Source organism: Streptomyces sp. NPDC001507 (assembly GCF_042894765.1).
GTDB lineage: Bacteria > Actinomycetota > Actinomycetes > Streptomycetales > Streptomycetaceae > Streptomyces.
Map to the genome: position 1 here is coordinate 145,060 of NZ_JBIAVV010000002.1, position 19,027 is coordinate 164,086.

Below are 19,027 nucleotides of genomic sequence, written 5' to 3' on the forward strand. Positions count from 1 at the left end.
TCAGCTGTTCGAGATTTCGTCACACGTTCGAAATGCTGGCGTGACAGTAAGGACGGGGCGGCGGGGGTGTCAATGGGTCGAACAGGTAACGGTTTCGGCAAGGCTTGCGATAGGTTTTTCGGTCCCCCACAGAACCTTCACAGCGGTGCCTGGTTATGTGACCCGCGGGGAACTTAGTCTTCCCGCGTCATGGACTACTGCCACCCGTGCCGCCGGCACCTCAACGGCGCCCTCGCCTGCCCGGGGTGCGGCACCGCCGCCGAGACGCTACGCGCGTCAGCGCCGCGAGCGGCCACCTCCGAACCGGTCACGCCCAGTGAAACCCCGTACACGGAGCCGGAGTTCACCGATAACGGGTACGACCCCGGCCCGGCGGGCGAGGTGGAGGCCGAGGCCGACGAGGCCGACGGACCGCGGTCGGGCGGCCGGGCCGAGCGGCGGCGGGCGACGCGTGGGCGCGGCGGCCGGAGCCGGGGGCAGGCCGCCGAGAGCTTCGCCGAGGATCCCGAGGAGGGGCAGTCCGCCCCCGACGGAAGCCGTCGCGACCGCAAAGCCGCGGCCCATCGCCGTAGGCGCCGCAGGGTCCTGCTGGTGGTCGCGGCGTGCGTGCTGGCGGCCGGCGGCCTGAGCCTCGCCGAACTCGGCACGGACGCCATACCGTTCACCAGCCCCGGCCCTGCCTCGGCGGGCGGCGACACCACCGACGGCGGTACCTCGACGTCGTCCCCGACCACGACGGCCCAGCCCCTGGGCGACACCTCCGGCGCGACCGGCAGGGCGGACTCCGCCTCGGCCGACCCGTCCGCCTCCCCGTCCCCGTCCTCCTCGAAGGACAAGGCGTCCGCCTCCCCGTCGGCCTCCCCGAAGGACACGGAGGGCCAGTCGGCGTCGACGGGCCCGGGCGCCGGCAAGCCGACGGCGACGGCGATATCCACGACGGGCTCGACCCCGACGGCGACCCCGACGACGTCGGACCCGTCCCCCTCCCCGTCCCCGAGCAAGACGTGCACGCGATTTCTGTGGTGGTGCTCGTAATTCTGTGGTGGTGCTCGTAAGGGGGATCTTCCTTTCGACGCCGCCTTGGAGAGCGCCCCGTAAGGGACGCGGGGCTGTGTCGATTTGCGGCTCCGCCGCGTGGGCGCGACCAGCCCCCACCGGTCCGCACCCGACGCATCCACCGCAGCAAACCCAGCATGCAACCGGCTCAGTCCACCGGAATCACCGTCCGCCCCGGATGACTCCCGCTCTCGGCCTCGTCCAGCATCGCCGCCGCGACCGTGGCTCTCCCCACCCTCGCGGGGAAGAACCTCCTCGGCGCCTCCTCCACGGTCAGCGTGCGCCGGCCCGCACTCAGCGGTGTGTCCGCCAGCGGACCGGCGTGGAACACCGTGCCGCCGGCCCCGATCACCACCTCACACGCCGTCACCCGGTCGCTCATCTCGGACTTCATGAACGTCCGCAGCAGGTTCCGGGTGAACCCGCCGGCCGCCTGCGCGGTCACGCCCGTGCCGAAGGCGCCGAGCCAGATCACCCGGGCGCCCGCGTCGACGGCCGCCCGCGCGCCCGCCGTCAGGACGCCCCGCCCGCTGCCGCCGCTGATGCCGAGCCCGGACAGCACGGTCGTGCTGCCCCGCAGCGCCTCGGCCAGCCGCGCCGCGTCGAGCACGTCCGCGGCGATCCCGGTCAGCCGGGTCTCGTCGGCCGCGGCGTACCGCGCGAGGGTCAGCCGCTCGCCCGGAAGGTCCCCGGGCACGGCGACCATCAGCCGGTCCTCGCCCAGCGTCTGCGAACGAATCTCGGGTGCGGCCGGCTCGGTGGCACCGACCTCGATGTCCACCTGCCCGTGCCGCAGGTCGTTCGTGTCCGTACCCGCCTCGGCAAGGAACCGCAGCCGCACACCGGGTGCCTGTTCCCGTACGGCCTTCAGGAGCCCGGGGCCGATCGCGGTGGTGACGGCGTCGTGGAACTGCAGGGTGAACGTCCGGTCCAGCGTGGCCAGATCCAGCCGCCGCTGCGGGGCCAGCAGCCCCTGCGCCTCCTGCACCAGCCGGTGGAGGTCCGCCCGCACCGCCAGCGCGTACGGCGTGGCCGTCATCGTCCGGCCGGTGCGCACCAGGATCTGATCGCCGGTCAGTCGCCTGATCCGCCCCAGACTCCGGCTGACCGCGGGCGCGGAGAGCCGAAGCCGATCCGCGGCCCCGGTGACGCTCCCCTCCTCCAACAGCGCGTCGAGTACCGTCAGAAGATTGAGATCCATCTGCATCCGGCGACTCTAGGCGGCAGCGCCCCCGAAGGGGCGCTGGGGGCACCCCCGGCCGAAGGCTGGGGGAGGAACTGCGCGGCCGGCCACGACGGCGCCGCACCCGGCCGGCGGCCTCTCGCGGCGCTGCCGGCGGAGCGTCACGCGTCGAGCATGCGCCGCAGCAGGTCCCGCAACGACAGCCGCTCCTCGTCCGAGAGCCCCGCCAGCGGCTCCCGCGCGAAGCGCAGCCCCTCGCGCAGGTCACGGGCGACCCGGCGCCCCTCGTCCGTCGCCGCGGCCAGCTTCACCCGGCGGTCGGCCGGGTCGGGCCGCCGCTCCACGAGCCCGCGCGCCTCAAGGCGGTCCACGATCCCCGTCACGTTGGACGGCTCGCACTTCAGCTTCTGCGCCAGCTTCCGCATCGGCAGCGGCTCCAGCGAGAGCAGGCTGAGCAGCCGGGCCTGCGCCCCGGTGAGGGTGTGCTCGCCCGCCGCCTCCTCGTAGTCCGCGTAGAAACGGGCCACGACGTCCCCGATGAGCTCGACGACCTCCAGGGTCAGGGCGTCGGGGCGGCGGGTCTGCGCGGGAGTGGACCGTGTGGACGACATGCGCTCCAGGGTACCGCGTTACTTGACATCATGAAATATTCAGGAGCATGGTTGTTTCAGGTACTGAAGTAATTTAGGAAAGGCGCATGTCATGATCAACCGCGAGTGGCACCTGGTGAGCCGTCCCGTCGGCTGGCCGAAGCCGGAGGACTTCGCCCTGGTCGAGGCGGAGGTCCCCACGCCGGGCGAGGGGCAGGTGCTCGTGCGGAACAAGTACCTCTCGGTCGACCCGTACATGCGCGGCCGGATGAGTGCCGCGAAGTCGTACGTCGCCCCGTTCGAGCTGGGCAAGGTCATGCAGGGCGGCGCGGTCGGCGAGGTCGTCGAGTCGAACGCCGAGGGCATCGCGGCCGGCGACCACGTGCTGCACTTCTTCGGCTGGCGCGAGTACGCGGTCGTGGACGCGAAGAACGCCGTCAAGGTCGACGCCGGCGCCGCCCCCCTGTCGACGTACCTCGGCGTCCTCGGCATGACCGGCCTCACCGCCTACGCGGGCCTGCTGCGCACCGCCTCCTTCAAGGAGGGCGACTCGGTCTTCGTCTCCGGCGCGGCCGGCGCGGTCGGCAGCCAGGTCGGCCAGATCGCCAAGCTCAAGGGCGCCTCGCGGGTGATCGGCTCGGCCGGCTCCGACGAGAAGGTGAAGCTGCTGGTCGAGGAGTACGGCTTCGACGCGGCCTTCAACTACAAGAACGGCCCGGTCGCCGAGCAGTTGCGCGCCGCCGCGCCCGACGGCGTGGACGTCTACTTCGACAACGTCGGCGGCGACCACCTGGAGGCGGCCATCGGCCAGCTCAACCGGGACGGCCGGATCGCGGTCTGCGGCATGATCTCCGTCTACAACAGCACCGAGCCGGTCCCCGGCCCGAAGAACCTGGCCCGCCTCATCCAGACCCGCGGCCGGATCGAGGGCTTCCTGGTCGGCGACCACTACGACCTGCAGCCGCAGTTCGTCGCCGAGGTCGGCCCGTGGGTGGCCTCCGGGCAGCTGAAGTACCGCGAGACGGTCGTCGAGGGCATCGAGAACAACGTGGAGGCGTTCCTCGGGGTCCTGCGCGGCGACAACACCGGCAAGATGATCGTCAAGCTGTAGGCCTGTCTCCACTTTCCGGTATGCGGTAACTTCTTTCCGAAACCGTCGTCGATCGTGGGCGCGAGTCGCGGCGGACCGAGGAGAGAAGAAACCGCATGCCCATTCAGCAGTCCGACGTCCTCTACACCGCCGTGGCCACCGCCGAGAACGGCCGCGACGGCCGGGTCGCCACCGACGACGGGCGGCTCGACGTCGTCGTCAACCCGCCCAAGGAACTGGGCGGCAGCGGGGCCGGGACCAACCCGGAGCAGCTGTTCGCCGCCGGGTACAGCGCGTGCTTCCAGGGGGCGCTGGCGGTCGTCGCCCGGCAGGCCGGGGTCGACGTGTCCGGGTCCCGGGTGACCGCGAAGGTGGGGCTCGGGAAGAACGAGGAGGGGTTCGGGATCATCGTCGAGATCTCGGCGGAGATTCCGGGCGTCGAGGAGGGGGTTGCCCGTGAGCTCGTGGAGAAGGCGCACGGGGTCTGCCCTTATTCGAAGGCAACTCGGGGGAACATCGGCGTGACGTTGGCCTGACGGTCGTCGTTGCGCTGTGTGCGGAGGCCGCACCCTTGGACGTGGGGTGCGGTCTCTCGCCGTGCCGGGTGCGGATTCCGTGTCGGGTGCGGGTGCGTCGTGGTTGCTCGCGCAGTTCCTCCCCCAGCGCCCCTAAAGGGGCGCGTTCAGCGCCGCCTCGTGCACGGCCCGCGCCAGCCGGTCGTTCTCCGGGGCCGCTCCGCCCGGGAACGCGAACCGGCGGCGTGTGTAGCCGTAGGCGACCCCGCTCCTCGGGTCCGCGAAAGCCTGGGAGCCCGCTGCCCCGCTGTGGCCGACGGTGCCCGCGCCGAGGAACGGGTGCCAGGTGTCCGCCGTCACCTGGAAGCCCAGGCCGTACGACCTGTGGGTCCGGGTCACCAGGTCGTAGCCGACCGAGTGGAACTGGCCGAACTCCGCCACCGTGTCCTCCTTCAGCAGCGCGGCCTTGCCGTCGACCTCGCTGAGCAGCGCCGCGTACATCCCGGCCAGGCCGCGCGCGGACGCCACCCCGCCGAAGGAGGCGGGGCCCTTGGCGCGGACCAGCCGGTCGTTGGGGAGGGCCGCCAGGTCCGTGGGCTCGGCGGCGTGCTCGTTGAAGGCGATCCCCCCGAGGGTGTGCGGGCCGGACGGGACGGAGTCGAGCAGGGCCTGCTCCTCGGGCGTGGGCCGCATCGGCAGGGTCGTGCGGAAACGCGGCTCGTGTGCGGCCGGCAGGCCCAGGAAGAACCCGAGGCCGTACGGCGCCCGGACCCGCTCCTCGTAGACGTCCTGGAGGGTACGGCCGGTCGCGCGCCGTACCACCTCGCCGGTGAGCGCCCCGATGACCAGGGCGTGGTAGCCGAAGGCCGTGCCAGGGCGCCAGAACGGCCGCTGGTCGGCCAGGCGTTCGGCCATCGCGCGGTCGTCGGCCAGCTCCTGCGGGCCGAACCCGGCGTCGGTACCCACCAGGCCCGCCCGGTGCGCCAGCAGGTCCCGCAGGGTCAGCGTGCCCTTGCCTTCCGCGCCGAACTCCGGCCAGTAGTAGGTGACTTTACGGTCCAGCTCCAGCGTGCCGTCCTGCACCAGCATCGCCACGACCAGGTGCGCCGCCCCCTTCGTGGACGAGAACACGCCGTACAGGGAGTCCCCGCCGGCCCCCTCGCCCGCCCACAGGTCGACGACCCGCCTGCCGCGGACGTACGCGCACAACTGCCCCTCGTAGTCGGCCGGTCCGCCGGCGACGAAGGCGGCGAACTCCTCGCGCACCGCCTCGAAGCCCTCCGCGACCGTGCCCTGGACGGTGATCTCCTGCGTCATCCGTTCTCCTCAACCGAGCCGCCGGGGCAGCTCCCACTGTGAACAACGCCCTACCCACCTGGGCGACCTACCCCTTCCTGCGATCGGTACGGCGAGATGTACCTGTTCGACTCAACCGGGGCATGCTGAGGGCGGACACACCGCGGACAGACCCCACAGCGGCGGGAGGGCCCCGGCTCATGGCGACGATTCCCTCACTTCCCGGCAGGGCGGACGTGCTGCGCATGGCCCGCAGCACCACCGACATCACCGGCCAGCTCCTGGACACCGCCCAGAACCTCACGAGGATCGCGGTCAACACCCTGGACCCGCGCGAGGGCTCGGCCCCCGAACTCCTGCGCGTCCTGCGCCGGACGACCGCGGAGCTGGCCGAGGCCAGTGCCGCACCGGGGGCGCAGGAGGCCTTCTACCGCGTCGTGGAGACCCTCACCCGGCTCGGCACCAGCGGCGCCCCGCTGGCCGTCCACCCGGTCGCGGAGCCGCTCCTGACGGCCCTCAGGGACAGTCTGCTGCCGCTGCTGGACGCGGTGGAGCCGGCCGTGGAGGAGTTCGCGGCGGCGCTGCGCGAACTGACCGAGGCGCTGTCCCCGCTGCTGCCGGCGGCCGCGGGCGGGGCGGCCGGCGTCCTGCTGGCCCTCACCCCGCTGCTGCGCACCTCGGCCGAGGCCCTCCGGGACTCCGCCCCCGAACTCCACCGCATCGCCGACGCCGTCACCTCGGCCGTGGCCCCGCTGCTGCCCCTCCAGATGGCCCTCGCCGAGCGCGTGACCGAGGCGGGCGCGGGCGTGGTCCGGGCCGCGCTGCCGCCGCTGGCCGACCTGACCGAGGCGGCGGCGAAGACGGCCCGGGCGGCGGGCCCGGCGCTCATCGCCGCCGAGGAACTCGCCGTGACGGGGCTCGAACACCTCCAGCCCTTGCTGCTGGCCTCCGCGGCCGGCGCGGGCCGGGTGGCCCGGGCGACGGCGGTACGCGTGTCGGCGGCGGTCAGCCCGGCGGCGGACCGGGGGGTGGTGGTGGCGGTGACCCCTGCGTAAGCGCTCCGCCGGGTCGGCCGAAGTCCACGCCGTCGTTTCGCCCGCGGCGCCGTCGCGGCTGGCCGCGCAGTTCCTCGCGCCCCTTCGGGGGCGCTGGTCGGGATGGGGCGTTGTTCGTCCGGGGCGTTCGTTGGGGCTGGTCGCGCAGTTCCTCGCGTTCCTTTGTGGGCGCTGTTCGGGATGGGGCGTCGTTTCGTCCGCGGCGCCCTCGTGGCTGGTCGCGCAGTTCCTCGCGCCCCTTCGGGGGCGCTGGTCGGGATGGGGCGTTGTTCGTCCGGGGCGTTCGTTGGGGCTGGTCGCGCTGTTCCTCGCGTTCCTTTGGGGGCGTTGCCCCCCCCGCGGGGTGTTGTTCGGGGGCCGGTAAAGTTTTGGCCATGCGTGATCTCGGGGTGGGGTTCGGTTATCTTCTCAAGGGCCAGCGGTGGGTCGGGCGGCACGGACGGCAGTTCGGGTTCGGTCTGCTGCCCGGTCTGATCACCCTGGTTCTCTACGCGGCGGCCCTCGTCGCCCTCGCGATATGGGGAGCTGACTTCGTCGCCTGGGCCACCCCGTTCGCCGACGACTGGTCCAGCCCCTGGCTCGGCCTCTTCCGCGGCTTCCTCACCGCCGTCCTGTTCGCCCTCGGCCTCCTCGGCGCCGTCCTCACCTTCACCGCCGTGACCCTGCTGGTCGGCCAGCCGTTCTACGAGAACCTCTCCGAGAAGGTCGACGCGGACGTCTCGCCCGACGGCACCGCGCCCGAGTCCGGGCTGCCGTTCTGGCGCGAGCTGTGGATCTCCGCCCGGGACAGCCTGCGCATCCTGGTCCGGGCCGCCCTCTGGGGCGTGTTGCTCTTCGCCCTCGGCTTCCTGCCCTTCGTCGGGCAGACCGTCGTACCGGTCATCGGCTTCTTCGTGACCGGCTTCTTCCTCACCGAGGAACTCACCGCCGTCGCCCTCCAGCGCCGGGGCGTCGACCTGCGCGCCCGGCTCGCCCTGCTGCGGTCCCGGAAGACCCTGGTGTGGGGCTTCGGCACCCCGCTGGGCCTCGCCTTCCTGGTCCCGTTCGTCGCGGTGTTCCTGATGCCGGGCGCGGTCGCGGGTGCCACCCTCCTCGCCCGCGACCTGCTGGGCGAGGAGACGGCCGAGGAGGACGAGCGGACCGGGGAACCCGTCAGTCCCTGAACGACGCGTCCGCCGCCACGGTCACGATCGCCCGTACCTGCTCGACGATGTCCACCCGGTTGCGCACGAACTCCGGGTCGGTCACCTGCGTGGTGTTCCCGGCACCGAACTGCAGCACCGGCGTGTGCACATGCCCGCCGGGCAGCGTGCCGTGCAGCCCGAGCCGGTCGCGCAGCAGCGTGGCCCGGTAGGCGATCTCGTTGGACAGGTAGTCCCCGCCGCCCCCGGCCCGCGCGGCGGACCCGGCGGTCGGCCCGTCCGCCCGTACGACGGGGTCGGTCGCGCCCGCGGGTATCTCGGTCACCTCGGTGTGGTCGTACACCGGAAACCGCCCCGTGTCCGCCGCCGTGATCGCCGCGTACGGGAGGGTGGTGGTCGTCCACTGCGGCTGCGAGGCCGGGTCGGCGACCGGGACGGTCCCGGTCCGGCTCACGTTCTCGTTGTCCGGGAACCCGCCCCGCCAGGCGCCGTTCGTCCGCTCCACGTCGAACCGGCCGACCCGCCCCTGGCTCACGGTCGTGAACAGGTCCACCTTCGGCAGGTACGGCCGCAGCGTCCGCTCCACGGTCCCGGCCGCGAAGTCGTCCCACCGCACCGGGAACACCGCCGTCTCCACCCGCGCGGGCCCCTCGTCGGTCTCGATCACGGTCCCGTCGAGGGCCAGCGCGCTCGCCCCGGACGGGTTGGAGATCCGGATGTCCCGGTCCAGCGTGAACGGGTCGAACCCGGTGAGGAGGATCCGCCGGAGGCCCTTGCCGGGGTAGCGGATGTCCGTCTGCCCGCGCGAGGTCCGCTCCAGCAGGTCCAGCAGCGCGGCCCGCTGCCGCTCGCCGACCGCGAACCCCGGCGCCCAGGTGCGCACCTGGCGCGTCATCCCGAGCCGCGCCCAGTACAGCGGCCGGTCGTCGTCCCGGCTCAGGTCACCGCCGGCGGGCCCGCTGCCCTGCGCCCGGTCCACGGCCCGCCGCCACAGCGCCGCCCCCTGCCGTGCCACGGCCTGCCGGGCCTGCGCGTAGGAGTGCGTGTGCTCCAGCGCACGGGCGAACCCGGGGGCCACGGCGTCGAACCCGGACCGCCGGAGTATCTCCTGCGGCACCGGCTGGTCGAGCCGCTGTTCCTCGACAGTGGGGGAGGGGGTGGTGGCGGCGTGCGCGGCGGTGGGGACGAGCGCTCCGGTCAGCAGCACGATGCCGAGGACGCCGATCCGAACACGTGGGGAAGTCAAGGGGGTTGGCCTTCCGTCGCAGTGGGGTGCGTGGTGCCGATCGGGCGCAGTATCGCGTGTGGGCCGCGATGTGGTCTACACCATGAGCCCCCCGACGAACCCGCGGGCGTTTGTGAAGGGTTCGTACGAGATCGCTGCGACGCGCCCGATGACCGGCCGACTTCTCACAGCCGCGGCTAAGGTCGGAGCCGGGACGCGTCCCCCTTGAGCAGCCCCGGTCCGGGACCTGACCCCTGGACCGGGGCTTGCGTACTGTCCGGAGCGTCAGTCCCGGACGCCGAAGCCGTACACCGTCGCCGAGCGGTAGGTCCGGCCCGGGTCCAGCCGGGTGCTCGGGAAGTCGGGGCGGTTGGGGGAGTCCGGGAAGTGCTGGGTCTCCAGGGCGACACCGTCGCCGGGGGCGAAGGGGCCGGTCAGGTGCTCGGCCGTGTAGAGCTGGATGCCCGGCTCGGTGGTGGCCACGGTGAGGGTGCGGCCGGACGCCGGGTCGTACAGCTCGCCGATCTCCACCGGAGTCTCCGTCCCCCCCTTGTCGAGGACGAGGTTGTGGTCGTAGCCGGAGCCGATCTTGCGGGCCGTACGGAAGTCGAACCGGGAGCCCGAGACGTCCGCGGGCTCCCCCGTCGGGATCAGGTCCCCGTCCACGGGCGTGTAGCGCGAGGCCGCGATCCGCAGCTCGTGGCCGCCCGCGTGCCCGGAACCGGCCAGGTTGAAGTAGCTGTGGTTGGTGAGGTTCACGACGGTCGGCGCGTCGGTGACCGCCTCGTAGGAGATGTGCAGGGCCCCCGACTCGTCCAGCGTGTACGTCACGGCGACCGCCAGCCGCCCCGGGAACCCCTCCTCCCCGTGCGGGCTCACCCGGGTCAGCCGCACGCCGTGCTCGACGGCCGTCGCCTCCCACACCCGCTTGTCGAAACCGCGGGCGCCGCCGTGCAGGGAGTTGGGCGCGTTGTTCGGCTCCAGGGAGTAGGTCACGCCGTCCAGCGGGAAGCGGGCGTGCGCGATCCGGTTGGCGTACCGGCCGACCAGGGCGCCGAAGTAGGGCCCCGGGTTCTCCAGGTAGCCGTCCAGGCCGGCGAACCCCAGCACCACGTCCGCGGTCCGCCCGTCCCGGTCCGGGACCTCGGCCGACTGCACGATCCCGCCGTACGACAGCACCCGCACCCGGGTCCCCGCGCGCTCCAGCGTCCAGCGGTGCACCTCGGTGCCGTCGGAAAGTGTGCCGAAAAGTTCGCTCATGGGGAAACCCTAAGGCAAGGGTCTAGTCCACCGGATCCTTGGCGGTGACGGCCCGGTAGGCGATCGCGGCCAGCTTCGACTGACCGTCGGTGCTCGGATGGAACCAGTCCCAGTGACTGAGCTGACCGGTCCCGAACCGGTACGCGTACACCGCCCCGCCGTCGAACCGGCACCGCCGGTCCTTGGCGCAGACCTCCCGCAGCACCTTGTTGTAGTCCTCGACCCGCTGCTGCACCTTGTCCCGGCGCACGGTCGCCGCGCTGGTCAGGTTGTCCGCGTCGGAGAGCATCGACGGGCAGATGCCCAGCTTCCACACCTGCTTGCCCAGCGGGTTGGTCCGCCCCTCGGACCACAGCCGCTTCAGGTTCGGCACGCTCGCCACGTACACCTGCGTCTTCGGCAGCGCCTTGCGCAGGGTGGCCAGCGCGTCCTCGAACTCGCTGCGGAAGTCGGCCACCGGGGTCATCGCCCGCACCGACGTGCGGCAGGCGTCGTTCGCCCCCACCATCACCGTCACCAACTGAGGCCTGCGCACCGCCGCGTCGGCCATCTGCCCCGGCAGGTCGGCCATCCGGGCGCCGGTCTCCGCGTAGTTCCAGCTGTGGTCGGCCGCCTGCGCCCGCCCCAGCAGCCGTACCGCGAGGCTGTCCACCTGCTCGCTGGTGCCGGTCGCCCAGGACACCTCGGGGCAGTCCGAGAGGACCGTGCAGGCATCGAAGCCGCGGGTGATGGAGTCGCCGACGGCCGCGATCGAGGCCGGGCTGCGGTCCCACACCTGCACGGCCCGGGCGGCCCGCGTCCTCTCGCTCTTCGTCGCGGCGGAGGAACCGCCCAGCACATCGCACCCGGCCACCCCCAGCACGGCGGTGACGGCGACGGCGCCTGCCAGGGCACGCGAACGCCGACGTCGTCGCTGCTTGCGCATACCCCTTCGGTCCTCTCCGTCTGCCCGATCGTCCCCGTCCATAACAACGCACGGGAGTTCCCGCCCCGCGCCCTGCAACGGACCACCCCCGTACAAGCGTCCCCCTGGGTGAATGGCGGGGGTTTCCTGGCTGTGGGACCGACGGTACGTCACACTCCTTGCGCCACCGCACGGTAGCCTCGCCATCAACGCGGCGGTCGTGTCACTGCCGCCGGCCAGCCAGCAAGATGTCCCGCTCAGCCCGGAGGTTCCGGTGACGACACGTGGAGTTCTGTACGTGCACTCCGCGCCCCGCGCGCTGTGCCCGCACGTCGAGTGGGCCGTCGCCGGGGTGCTCGGCACGCGCGTCAACCTCGACTGGATCCGCCAGCCGGCCGCACCCGGCACCTGGCGGTCCGAGTTCTCCTGGCAGGGCGAGGTCGGCACGGCCTCCAAACTGGCGTCCGCGCTGCGCGGCTGGCACCTGCTCCGCTTCGAGGTCACGGCCGAACCCTGCGCGAAGGCCGAGGGCGAGCGCTACAGCTGCACCCCCGACCTCGGCATCTTCCACGCGGTCACCGGAATCCACGGTGACATCCTCATCCCCGAGGACCGCCTGCGGGCCGCCCTGACCCGCTCACAGCGCGGCGAGACGGCCCTGGAGGCCGAGATCGCCAAACTCCTCGGCAAGCCCTGGGACGACGAACTGGAGCCGTTCCGCTACGCGGGCGAGGGCGCGCCGGTGCGGTGGCTCCACCAGGTGGTCTGAGCCGCCGTGTCGTCTGCGGCGCCGTCGTGGCTGGTCGCGCAGTTCCCCGCGCCCCTAAAAGACCAGGGGCGAGCGCCCCTTTAGGGGCGCGGGGAACTGCGCGACCAGCCCCCACCGGGCGGTCAGCCGACGACGAGACGCACTGTGGCCCGCACTCCGTCCAACGGAGTCCGGGCCACAAGCCTCAGCACAGCGTCTCTCACACGGTCCTGAACGCCAGGACGACGTTGTGGCCGCCGAACCCGAACGAGTCGTTCAGCGCGGCGATCCTGCCCTCGGGCAGCTGCCGCGCCTCGCCCCGCACCACGTCCGCGTTGACCTCGGGGTCGAGGTCGTCGAGGTTGATGGTCGGCGGAGCGGTCCGGTTCACCAGCGCCAGGATCGACGCGACGGTCTCGATACCGCCGGCACCACCGAGCAGGTGACCGGTCATCGACTTGGTCGCGGAGATCGCCATGTGGTCGACGTCGTCGCCGAACACCTTCCGCAGCGCCTTGATCTCGGCCACGTCACCCTGCGGCGTCGACGTCGCGTGCGCGTTGACGTGCACGATCTCGGCCGGCTTCAGATCCGTGTTGTCGAGCAGGTTCTGCAGCGCGTGCGCGATCCCGTTGCCCGACGGCTCCGGCTGCGTGATGTGGTGCGCGTCGGCCGAGATGCCCTGGCCGACCGCCTCCGCGTAGATCCGCGCCCCGCGCGCCTTCGCGTGCTCCTCGGACTCCAGGACGATCACGCCCGCGCCCTCGCCGAGGACGAAGCCGTCACGGCCGGAGTCGTAGGGACGCGACGCACCCTCGGGGTCGTCGTTGTTCTTGGACATCGCCATCATGTTGCCGAACGCGACGATGGGCAGCGGGTGGATCGCCGCCTCGGTGCCGCCGGCCACGACGACGTCAGCACGGCCGGTGCGGATCATCTCGATGGCGTACCCGATGGCCTCGGCGCCGGAGGCGCAGGCCGACACGGGCGTGTGCACACCGGCCCGCGCACCCAGCTCGATACCGACGTTGGCGGCCGGCGAGTTGGGCATCAGCATCGGCACGGTGTGCGGGGAGACACGGCGTACGCCCTTCTCCTTGAGCACGTCGTACTGGTCGAGCAGGGTCGTGACACCGCCGATGCCGGAGGCGATGACGGCGCCGACCCGGTCGGGGTTGGCGGACGCGTCCTCACCGGCCTTGGCGGTGAAACCGGCGTCCTTCCAGGCCTCCTTGGCGGCGATCAGCGCGAACTGCGCGGACCGGTCCAGCTTGCGGGCCTGCGGGCGGGGAATGATCTCGCCCGGTTCCACGGCGATCTGCGCCGCGATACGGACGGGCAGCTCGGCCGCCCAGTCCTGCTCCAGGAGGCGGACGCCGGACTTGCCGGCGACCAGGGCCTCCCAGAACGAAGCTGCGTCGCCACCCAGCGGTGTGGTTGCGCCGATACCGGTGACGACCACGGTGCGATTGGTCGGGCTCACGGGAATTCTTTCTCCAACGGATACGGGATTCGACGGCGCCACCGCCGGGTGGCGGGGCATTGCAGCCGGAGGCTAGTTAACTGCCTCAGGCCTGGTGCTTGAGGATGTAGTCGGTCGCGTCGCCGACGGTCTTGAGGTTCTTGACGTCCTCGTCCGGGATCTTGACGTCGAAGCGCTCTTCGGCGGCGACGACGACCTCGACCATGGACAGCGAGTCGACGTCCAGGTCGTCGGTGAAGGACTTGTCCAGCTGGACGTCCTCAACCGGGATGCCGGCGATCTCGTTCACGATCTCGGCGAGACCTTCGACGATCTCTTCCTGAGTGGCGGCCATGTCAGGCGCTCCTTCTTAGATGTTCCAGACGGTTGCTGAGGTACTGCGGACGGCGACCCGTTCCGGATGCATGATCCGGCACGGAGTGCCTAGGGGAGGGTAACGACAGTGGCGGCGTAGACGAGACCCGCCCCGAACCCGATGACGAGTGCGGTGTCGCCGCTCTTCGCCTCACCGGTCGCCAGGAGCCGCTCCATCGCGAGCGGGATCGAGGCGGCCGAGGTGTTGCCGGTGGTGCGGATGTCACGGGCGACCGTGACGTGCTCCGGCAGCTTCAGAGTCTTCACCATCGAGTCGATGATCCGCACATTGGCCTGGTGCGGGATGAAGACGTCCAGGTCGTCCGCGCTGATCCCGGCCGCGTCCAGCGCCTGCTGAGCGACCTTCGCCATCTCGAACACGGCCCAGCGGAACACCGCCTGGCCCTCCTGCGTGATCGCCGGGAACTTGATGTTGCCCTGGCTGTCGACCGGTAGCCCGGACCTGTCACCGAAGTGGAAACGGTCCCAGGGGACGGTCTGCTTGATGGTCTCCGACTTGTCGCCCTCGGAGCCCCACACCGTGGGGCCGATCGCCGGCTCCTGCGAGGGACCCACCACGACCGCGCCCGCGCCGTCGCCGAACAGGAAGGCGGTGGCCCGGTCCTCCAGGTCGGTGAGGTCGCTGAGCCGCTCCACGCCGATGACGAGCACGTACTCGGCGGAACCCTCCACCACCATGCCCTTGGCGAGCGTGAGGCCGTAGCCGAAGCCCGCGCAGCCCGCCGAGATGTCGAAGGCGGCGGCCTTGTTCGTGCCCAGCTTGTCGGCGATCTCGGTCGCGACGGCCGGGGTCTGGCTGAAGTGCGAGACGGTCGAGACGACCACGGCGCCGATCTGCTCGGCGTCGATGCCCGCGTCCGCGATCGCCTTGCCGGAGGCCTCGATCGACATCGCGGCGACCGTCTCCTCGGGGCCCGCCCAGTGGCGGGTCTCGATGCCGGAGCGCGACCGGATCCACTCGTCGGAGGAGTCGATCGTCTCAAGGATCACGTCGTTGGGCACCACGCGGGTCGGGCGGTAGCCGCCGACGCCGAGGATGCGCGCGTACGGAGCACCCTTGCTGGGCTTGATCTTCGACATCGCAATGGGCTCCTGATTCAGCTGTGCTCGGCGATGAGCTCGCGGGCCGCGTCGAGGTCGTCGGGGGTCTTCAGGGCCAGCGTCTTCACGCCGGGCAGGGCGCGCTTGGCCAGGCCGGTCAGGGTGCCGCCGGGGCACACCTCCAGGAGGGCGGTGACGCCGAGCTCCTTGAAGGTCTCCATGCACAGGTCCCAGCGGACCGGGTTGGCGACCTGGCCGACCAGGCGCTCCACGATCTCGGCGCCGGACGCCACGGCCCGGCCGTCCTTGTTGGAGACGTAGGCGAACTTCGGGTCCAGCGGCGCGAGTTCCCTGGCCGCCTCGGCCAGCTTCTCGACGGCGGGGCCCATGTGGTGCGTGTGGAAGGCGCCGGCGACCTTGAGGGCGACGACCTTGCGGACGCCCTCGGGCTTGTCCTCGTTCAGCGCGGCGAGCTGCTCCAGGGTGCCGGCCGCGACGATCTGCCCCGCGCCGTTGATGTTCGCCGGGGTCAGGCCGAGCTTCGCGAGGTGCGCCACGGAGACCTCCGGGTCGCCGCCGAGCAGCGCCGACATGCCGGTCTCGGTGATCGCGGCGGCCTCGGCCATCGCCAGGCCGCGCTTGCGCACGAGGGCCAGCGCGGCGGTCTCGTCCAGGACGCCCGCGAAGGCGGCGGCGGTGATCTCGCCGACGCTGTGTCCGGCGACCGCGCCCGGCGCGATGCCGGCGATGTCACCGAGTGCCGCGCCGGAGACGAGTCCGGCGGCGACGAGCAGCGGCTGGGCGATCGCGGTGTCCCGGATCTCGTCCGCGTCGGCGTCCGTGCCGTAGTGCACCAGGTCGAGACCGATGGCGTCCGACCAGGCACGCAGACGGTCCTCGACACCGGGAAGGTCGAGCCAGGGGGTCAGGAAGCCAGGGGTCTGGGCGCCCTGGCCGGGAGCGACGAGTACGAGCACTCTCACACTCTCTCTTGGGGACGGCCACGGCCGCCCGTGGGGACAGGGACGAAGAACACGAGGGGGTTTTGTGGGCCCCCGACAAAATCCTATGACTGGGGATCTCCATCGACCAGACGCCCCAGGATCAGCGCGATCCGCAGTGTGAAGGCGGATCGTACATCGGATGGCGACCATCCGGTGACGTCAGTCACACGTCGGAGCCGGTAGCGCACGGTGTTCGGGTGGACGAAGAGCATCCGGGCCGCACCCTCCAGGCTGCTCGCCTGTTCCAGATATACGCTCAGCGTTTCCAGCAGAGCCGAACCGGCTTCTTCCAGCGGTCTGTAGATCTCCTCCACCAACTGCTCGCGCGCGCTCGGATCGCCCGCGATGGCGCGCTCCGGGAGCAGATCGTCCGCCAGCACCGGCCGCGGCGCGTCCTGCCAGGCGGAACAGGCCTTGAGCCCAGCGGCGGCGGCCTGCGCGGACCGGGTGGCCGCCAGCAGGTCGGGCACCACCGGCCCGGCGACGACCGGCCCCGCGGCGTACGGCCCGATCAGCGACTTGGCCACGGCCAGCGGATTGTCGTTGCCGCCGGCGATGACGACGAGGCGGTCCCCGAGCACCCCGGTCAGCACCTGGAGCTTGGCGTGCCGGGAGGCCCGCCGGATCGCCTCGACGGTCAGTTCGCTGTCCCCGTCCGGCGCGGTCCCGAGCACGACGCACACGTTGTCGGGCGAGTTCCACCCGAGCGCCGCGGCCCTGCTGACGGCACCCTCGTCGGCCTCCCCGCTCAGCACGGCGTTCACGACCAGCGACTCCAGCCGCGCGTCCCAGGCACCGCGTGCCTCGGCGGCCTGGGCGTACACCTGGGCGGTGGCGAAGGCGATCTCACGGGCGTACACGAGCAGCGCCTCGCGCAGCACGCTCTCGTCGCCGGGTGCCGCGACCTCGTCGATCGCGCTCTCCATGACCTCGATGGTGGTCCGCACCATCTCCACGGTCTGCCGCAGCGTGATCGCCCGGGTCAGCTCCCGCGGCGCGGTCCCGAACACGTCCGTCGAGATCGCCTGCGGGGCGTCCGGGTGCCGGAACCACTCGGTGAAGGCCGCGATGCCCGCCTGGGCGACGAGCCCGATCCAGGAGCGGTTCTCCGGGGGCATGGCCCGGTACCACGGCAGGGTCTCGTCCATCCGCGCGATGGCCTGGGCGGCGAGGCTGCCGGACGACTTCTCCAGCCGCTTCAGGGTCGCGGAGTGCGGGTGGGCCTGATGAGCCGAGGGGTCGGACTTGCTTGTTACGGGTTCGGGCACGGGGACAAGACTGCCTTATCCGGACGGGAGCCTGCGCCGCCGGGTGCCGACTGCGGTCTACCGTGGTGCCGTGATGGACGTACGGCGCGCGGCGCAGCGCTATCCGGGAGGCGACCCGGCGACCGGCATCGAGTCGTCGCACGCCTTCTCCTTCGGCCCGCACTATGACCCCGGCAACCTGCGCTTCGGGGCGGTCATCGCCTGCAACGAGGAGCGGCTGGCGCCGGGCGCCGGCTTCGACGAGCATCCGCACAGCCACACCGAGATCGTGACGTGGGTGGTCGAGGGCGAGCTCACGCACCGCGACTCGGCGGGCCACGAGACGGTGGTGCGCCCCGGCGACGTGCAGCGGCTGAGTTCCGCGGGGGGCGTCCGCCACGTGGAGCGCAACGACGGCCCCGGCCCGCTGACCTTCGTCCAGATGTGGCTGGCCCCGGCACGCCCCGGCGGCGACCCCTCCTACGACATCGTCCGCGGCATCGCCGACTCCACTCCGTACGCGGTCCCGGAGGCCGCCGCGATGCTGCACGTCCGCAGGCTGGGGGCGGGGGAGCGGACGGCGGTACCGGACGGGGCGTACGTGTACGTGCACGTGGTGCGGGGGGATGTGCGGGTGGACGGGGTGGAGCTGGGGCCGGGGGACTCCGCACGGATCACCGACGCGAAGGACTTGGAGGTGTCGGGGATCACGGAGACAGAGCTGTTGCTGTGGGAAATGGCGGGGTAGCGACGGTCGCGGGCCGGCCGCGCCCGCGCGGCGGAGCCGCATATCGGCTGGGGCCCCGCGCCCCTTACGGGACGCTGCACTCGCGCCAGCCACATAGCTCCGGCCTACGTGTCAGCTACACAGCTCCGGCCTACGTGTCAGCTGCGGGCAGGCGTGCCGCAGGGCGGCACGGGTGGGCGCAGCGGCACCCTGCCAGCGCCGGTAAGCGTCCCCCCGCCCCGGCCGGCCTCAGCCCCGCAGCTCCGCCAGCACCGCGTCCGTGAACGCCGGCCACGCCTCGATCGCCCAGGGGCCGAACGCCCTGTCGGTCAGAGCGACGCACGCCACCCCCGCGTCCGGGTCCACCCACAGGAACGTGCCCGCCTGGCCGAAGTGGCCGAAGGTGCGGGGCGAGGACGAACCACCCGTCCAGTGCGGGGACTTGGAGTCGCGGATCTCGTAGCCCAGTCCCCAGTCGTTCGGGTTCTGGTGGCCGTACCCCGGCAGCACGCCCTTCGTGCCCGGGTACTGCACGCTCAGCGTCGCCTCCGCCACCGTCCGCGGGTCCAGCAGCCTCGGCGCCTGCAGCTCGGCCGCGAAGCGGAGGAGATCGGAGACCGAGGACACGCCGTCTTTTGCCGGGGAGCCCTCCAGCGACGTCGACGTCATGCCCAGCGGCTCCAGTACCGCCTGCCGCGCGTACTCCGCGAACGGCATCTCCGTCGCCTTGGCGACATGGTCCCCGAGCACCTCGAACCCGGCGTTCGAGTACAGCCGCCGATCCCCGGGCGGCGCCATGACCCGGTGCTCGTCGAAGGCCAGCCCCGAGGTGTGCGCGAGCAGGTGCCGTACCGTCGCCCCCTCCGGCCCCGCCGGCTCGTCGAGCTCGACCGCCCCCTCCTCGTACGCGACGAGCACCGCGTACGCCGCCAATGGCTTGGTGACGGAGGCCAGCGGGAAGCGGTGCCCGACCGGCCCGTGGGTCCCGGGGACCGTCCCGTCGGCGCGTACGACACCCGCCGCGGCGGTGGGGACGGGCCAGTTCTCGATCGAGGCGAGGCTGTTCAAGGGCATGCCACGACCCTA

The 19,027-nt window shown here is 72.1% G+C and carries 19 protein-coding genes; 7 read left to right on the plus strand and 12 right to left on the minus strand.

Annotated elements, in window-relative coordinates:
• The first annotated feature begins 189 nt into the window (after positions 1-189).
• On the plus strand, positions 190-1,035 hold the full coding sequence (locus tag ACFY0K_RS06825; protein WP_390638950.1) for a hypothetical protein: 846 nt from the start codon (positions 190-192) through the stop codon (positions 1,033-1,035).
• Between the two features lie 169 nt (positions 1,036-1,204).
• Here ACFY0K_RS06825 and ACFY0K_RS06830 read toward each other — a convergent pair whose 3' ends face one another.
• Entirely contained in the window at positions 1,205-2,263 is a 1,059-nt protein-coding gene (locus ACFY0K_RS06830; RefSeq protein WP_390638951.1) for a LysR family transcriptional regulator, read from the minus strand.
• A gap of 137 nt (positions 2,264-2,400) precedes the next feature.
• On the minus strand, positions 2,401-2,850 hold the full coding sequence (locus ACFY0K_RS06835; protein ID WP_362598700.1) for a MarR family transcriptional regulator: 450 nt from the start codon (positions 2,848-2,850) through the stop codon (positions 2,401-2,403).
• A 91-nt stretch (positions 2,851-2,941) separates the two neighbouring features.
• On the opposite strand from ACFY0K_RS06835, the gene ACFY0K_RS06840 reads away from it, so the two are divergent.
• Together ACFY0K_RS06840 and ACFY0K_RS06845 are read left to right on the plus strand one after the other, a co-directional pair.
• A complete protein-coding gene (locus ACFY0K_RS06840) occupies positions 2,942-3,940 on the plus strand; it encodes an NADP-dependent oxidoreductase (RefSeq protein WP_390638952.1) in 999 nt (332 codons plus the stop codon).
• A 95-nt stretch (positions 3,941-4,035) separates the two neighbouring features.
• A complete protein-coding gene (locus ACFY0K_RS06845) occupies positions 4,036-4,455 on the plus strand; it encodes an organic hydroperoxide resistance protein (RefSeq protein ID WP_351954824.1) in 420 nt (139 codons plus the stop codon).
• 132 nt (positions 4,456-4,587) lie between these two features.
• Here the strand turns inward: ACFY0K_RS06845 and ACFY0K_RS06850 are convergent, their stop codons facing one another.
• Positions 4,588-5,751 (minus strand): serine hydrolase domain-containing protein, encoded by a 1,164-nt coding sequence (locus ACFY0K_RS06850; protein WP_390638953.1) that lies wholly within the window; start codon positions 5,749-5,751, stop codon positions 4,588-4,590.
• Between the two features lie 179 nt (positions 5,752-5,930).
• Between ACFY0K_RS06850 and ACFY0K_RS06855 the strand changes: the two genes are divergently transcribed.
• Positions 5,931-6,785 (plus strand): hypothetical protein, encoded by an 855-nt coding sequence (locus ACFY0K_RS06855; RefSeq protein WP_390638954.1) that lies wholly within the window; start codon positions 5,931-5,933, stop codon positions 6,783-6,785.
• Between the two features lie 374 nt (positions 6,786-7,159).
• On the plus strand, positions 7,160-7,948 hold the full coding sequence (locus tag ACFY0K_RS06860; protein ID WP_390638955.1) for an EI24 domain-containing protein: 789 nt from the start codon (positions 7,160-7,162) through the stop codon (positions 7,946-7,948).
• On the opposite strand, the gene ACFY0K_RS06865 is transcribed toward ACFY0K_RS06860, so the two are convergent.
• From ACFY0K_RS06865 to ACFY0K_RS06875, 3 genes are all read right to left on the minus strand, one after another.
• The gene (locus tag ACFY0K_RS06865; protein WP_390638956.1) at positions 7,938-9,173 is read right to left on the minus strand and encodes a pyroglutamyl peptidase; all 1,236 of its coding nucleotides are present in this window, start codon (positions 9,171-9,173) and stop codon (positions 7,938-7,940) included. The genes ACFY0K_RS06860 and ACFY0K_RS06865 overlap by 11 nt on opposite strands.
• 264 nt (positions 9,174-9,437) lie before the next feature.
• A complete protein-coding gene (locus tag ACFY0K_RS06870) occupies positions 9,438-10,412 on the minus strand; it encodes an aldose epimerase family protein (protein ID WP_390638957.1) in 975 nt (324 codons plus the stop codon).
• A 22-nt stretch (positions 10,413-10,434) separates the two neighbouring features.
• The gene (locus ACFY0K_RS06875; RefSeq protein ID WP_390638958.1) at positions 10,435-11,337 is read right to left on the minus strand and encodes an SGNH/GDSL hydrolase family protein; all 903 of its coding nucleotides are present in this window, start codon (positions 11,335-11,337) and stop codon (positions 10,435-10,437) included.
• A gap of 253 nt (positions 11,338-11,590) precedes the next feature.
• On the opposite strand from ACFY0K_RS06875, the gene ACFY0K_RS06880 reads away from it, so the two are divergent.
• A complete protein-coding gene (locus tag ACFY0K_RS06880) occupies positions 11,591-12,085 on the plus strand; it encodes a DUF3145 domain-containing protein (RefSeq protein WP_093503479.1) in 495 nt (164 codons plus the stop codon).
• A 199-nt stretch (positions 12,086-12,284) separates the two neighbouring features.
• On the opposite strand, the gene fabF is transcribed toward ACFY0K_RS06880, so the two are convergent.
• The 5 genes from fabF to fasR form a co-directional block, all read right to left on the minus strand.
• The gene (fabF, locus tag ACFY0K_RS06885; RefSeq protein WP_388596807.1) at positions 12,285-13,547 is read right to left on the minus strand and encodes a beta-ketoacyl-ACP synthase II; all 1,263 of its coding nucleotides are present in this window, start codon (positions 13,545-13,547) and stop codon (positions 12,285-12,287) included.
• Between the two features lie 85 nt (positions 13,548-13,632).
• On the minus strand, positions 13,633-13,881 hold the full coding sequence (locus ACFY0K_RS06890) for an acyl carrier protein (protein ID WP_046425089.1): 249 nt from the start codon (positions 13,879-13,881) through the stop codon (positions 13,633-13,635).
• Positions 13,882-13,970: 89 nt separating this feature from the next.
• Entirely contained in the window at positions 13,971-15,002 is a 1,032-nt protein-coding gene (locus ACFY0K_RS06895) for a ketoacyl-ACP synthase III (protein ID WP_390638959.1), read from the minus strand.
• A gap of 17 nt (positions 15,003-15,019) precedes the next feature.
• Positions 15,020-15,940: an ACP S-malonyltransferase gene (locus tag ACFY0K_RS06900; protein ID WP_390638960.1), complete on the minus strand. Its 921-nt coding sequence runs from the start codon at positions 15,938-15,940 to the stop codon at positions 15,020-15,022.
• An 89-nt stretch (positions 15,941-16,029) separates the two neighbouring features.
• Positions 16,030-17,235 (minus strand): fatty acid biosynthesis transcriptional regulator FasR, encoded by a 1,206-nt coding sequence (fasR, locus tag ACFY0K_RS06905; RefSeq protein WP_390638961.1) that lies wholly within the window; start codon positions 17,233-17,235, stop codon positions 16,030-16,032.
• Positions 17,236-17,308: 73 nt separating this feature from the next.
• Between fasR and ACFY0K_RS06910 the strand changes: the two genes are divergently transcribed.
• Positions 17,309-17,962, plus strand: a complete 654-nt coding sequence (locus ACFY0K_RS06910; RefSeq protein ID WP_390639452.1) for a pirin family protein — start codon at positions 17,309-17,311, stop codon at positions 17,960-17,962.
• Between the two features lie 228 nt (positions 17,963-18,190).
• On the opposite strand, the gene ACFY0K_RS06915 is transcribed toward ACFY0K_RS06910, so the two are convergent.
• Positions 18,191-19,015 carry a serine hydrolase domain-containing protein gene (locus ACFY0K_RS06915; RefSeq protein ID WP_390638962.1) on the minus strand — a complete coding sequence of 275 codons (825 nt, stop codon included), beginning with the start codon at positions 19,013-19,015 and terminating at the stop codon, positions 18,191-18,193.
• Positions 19,016-19,027 lie beyond the last annotated feature (12 nt).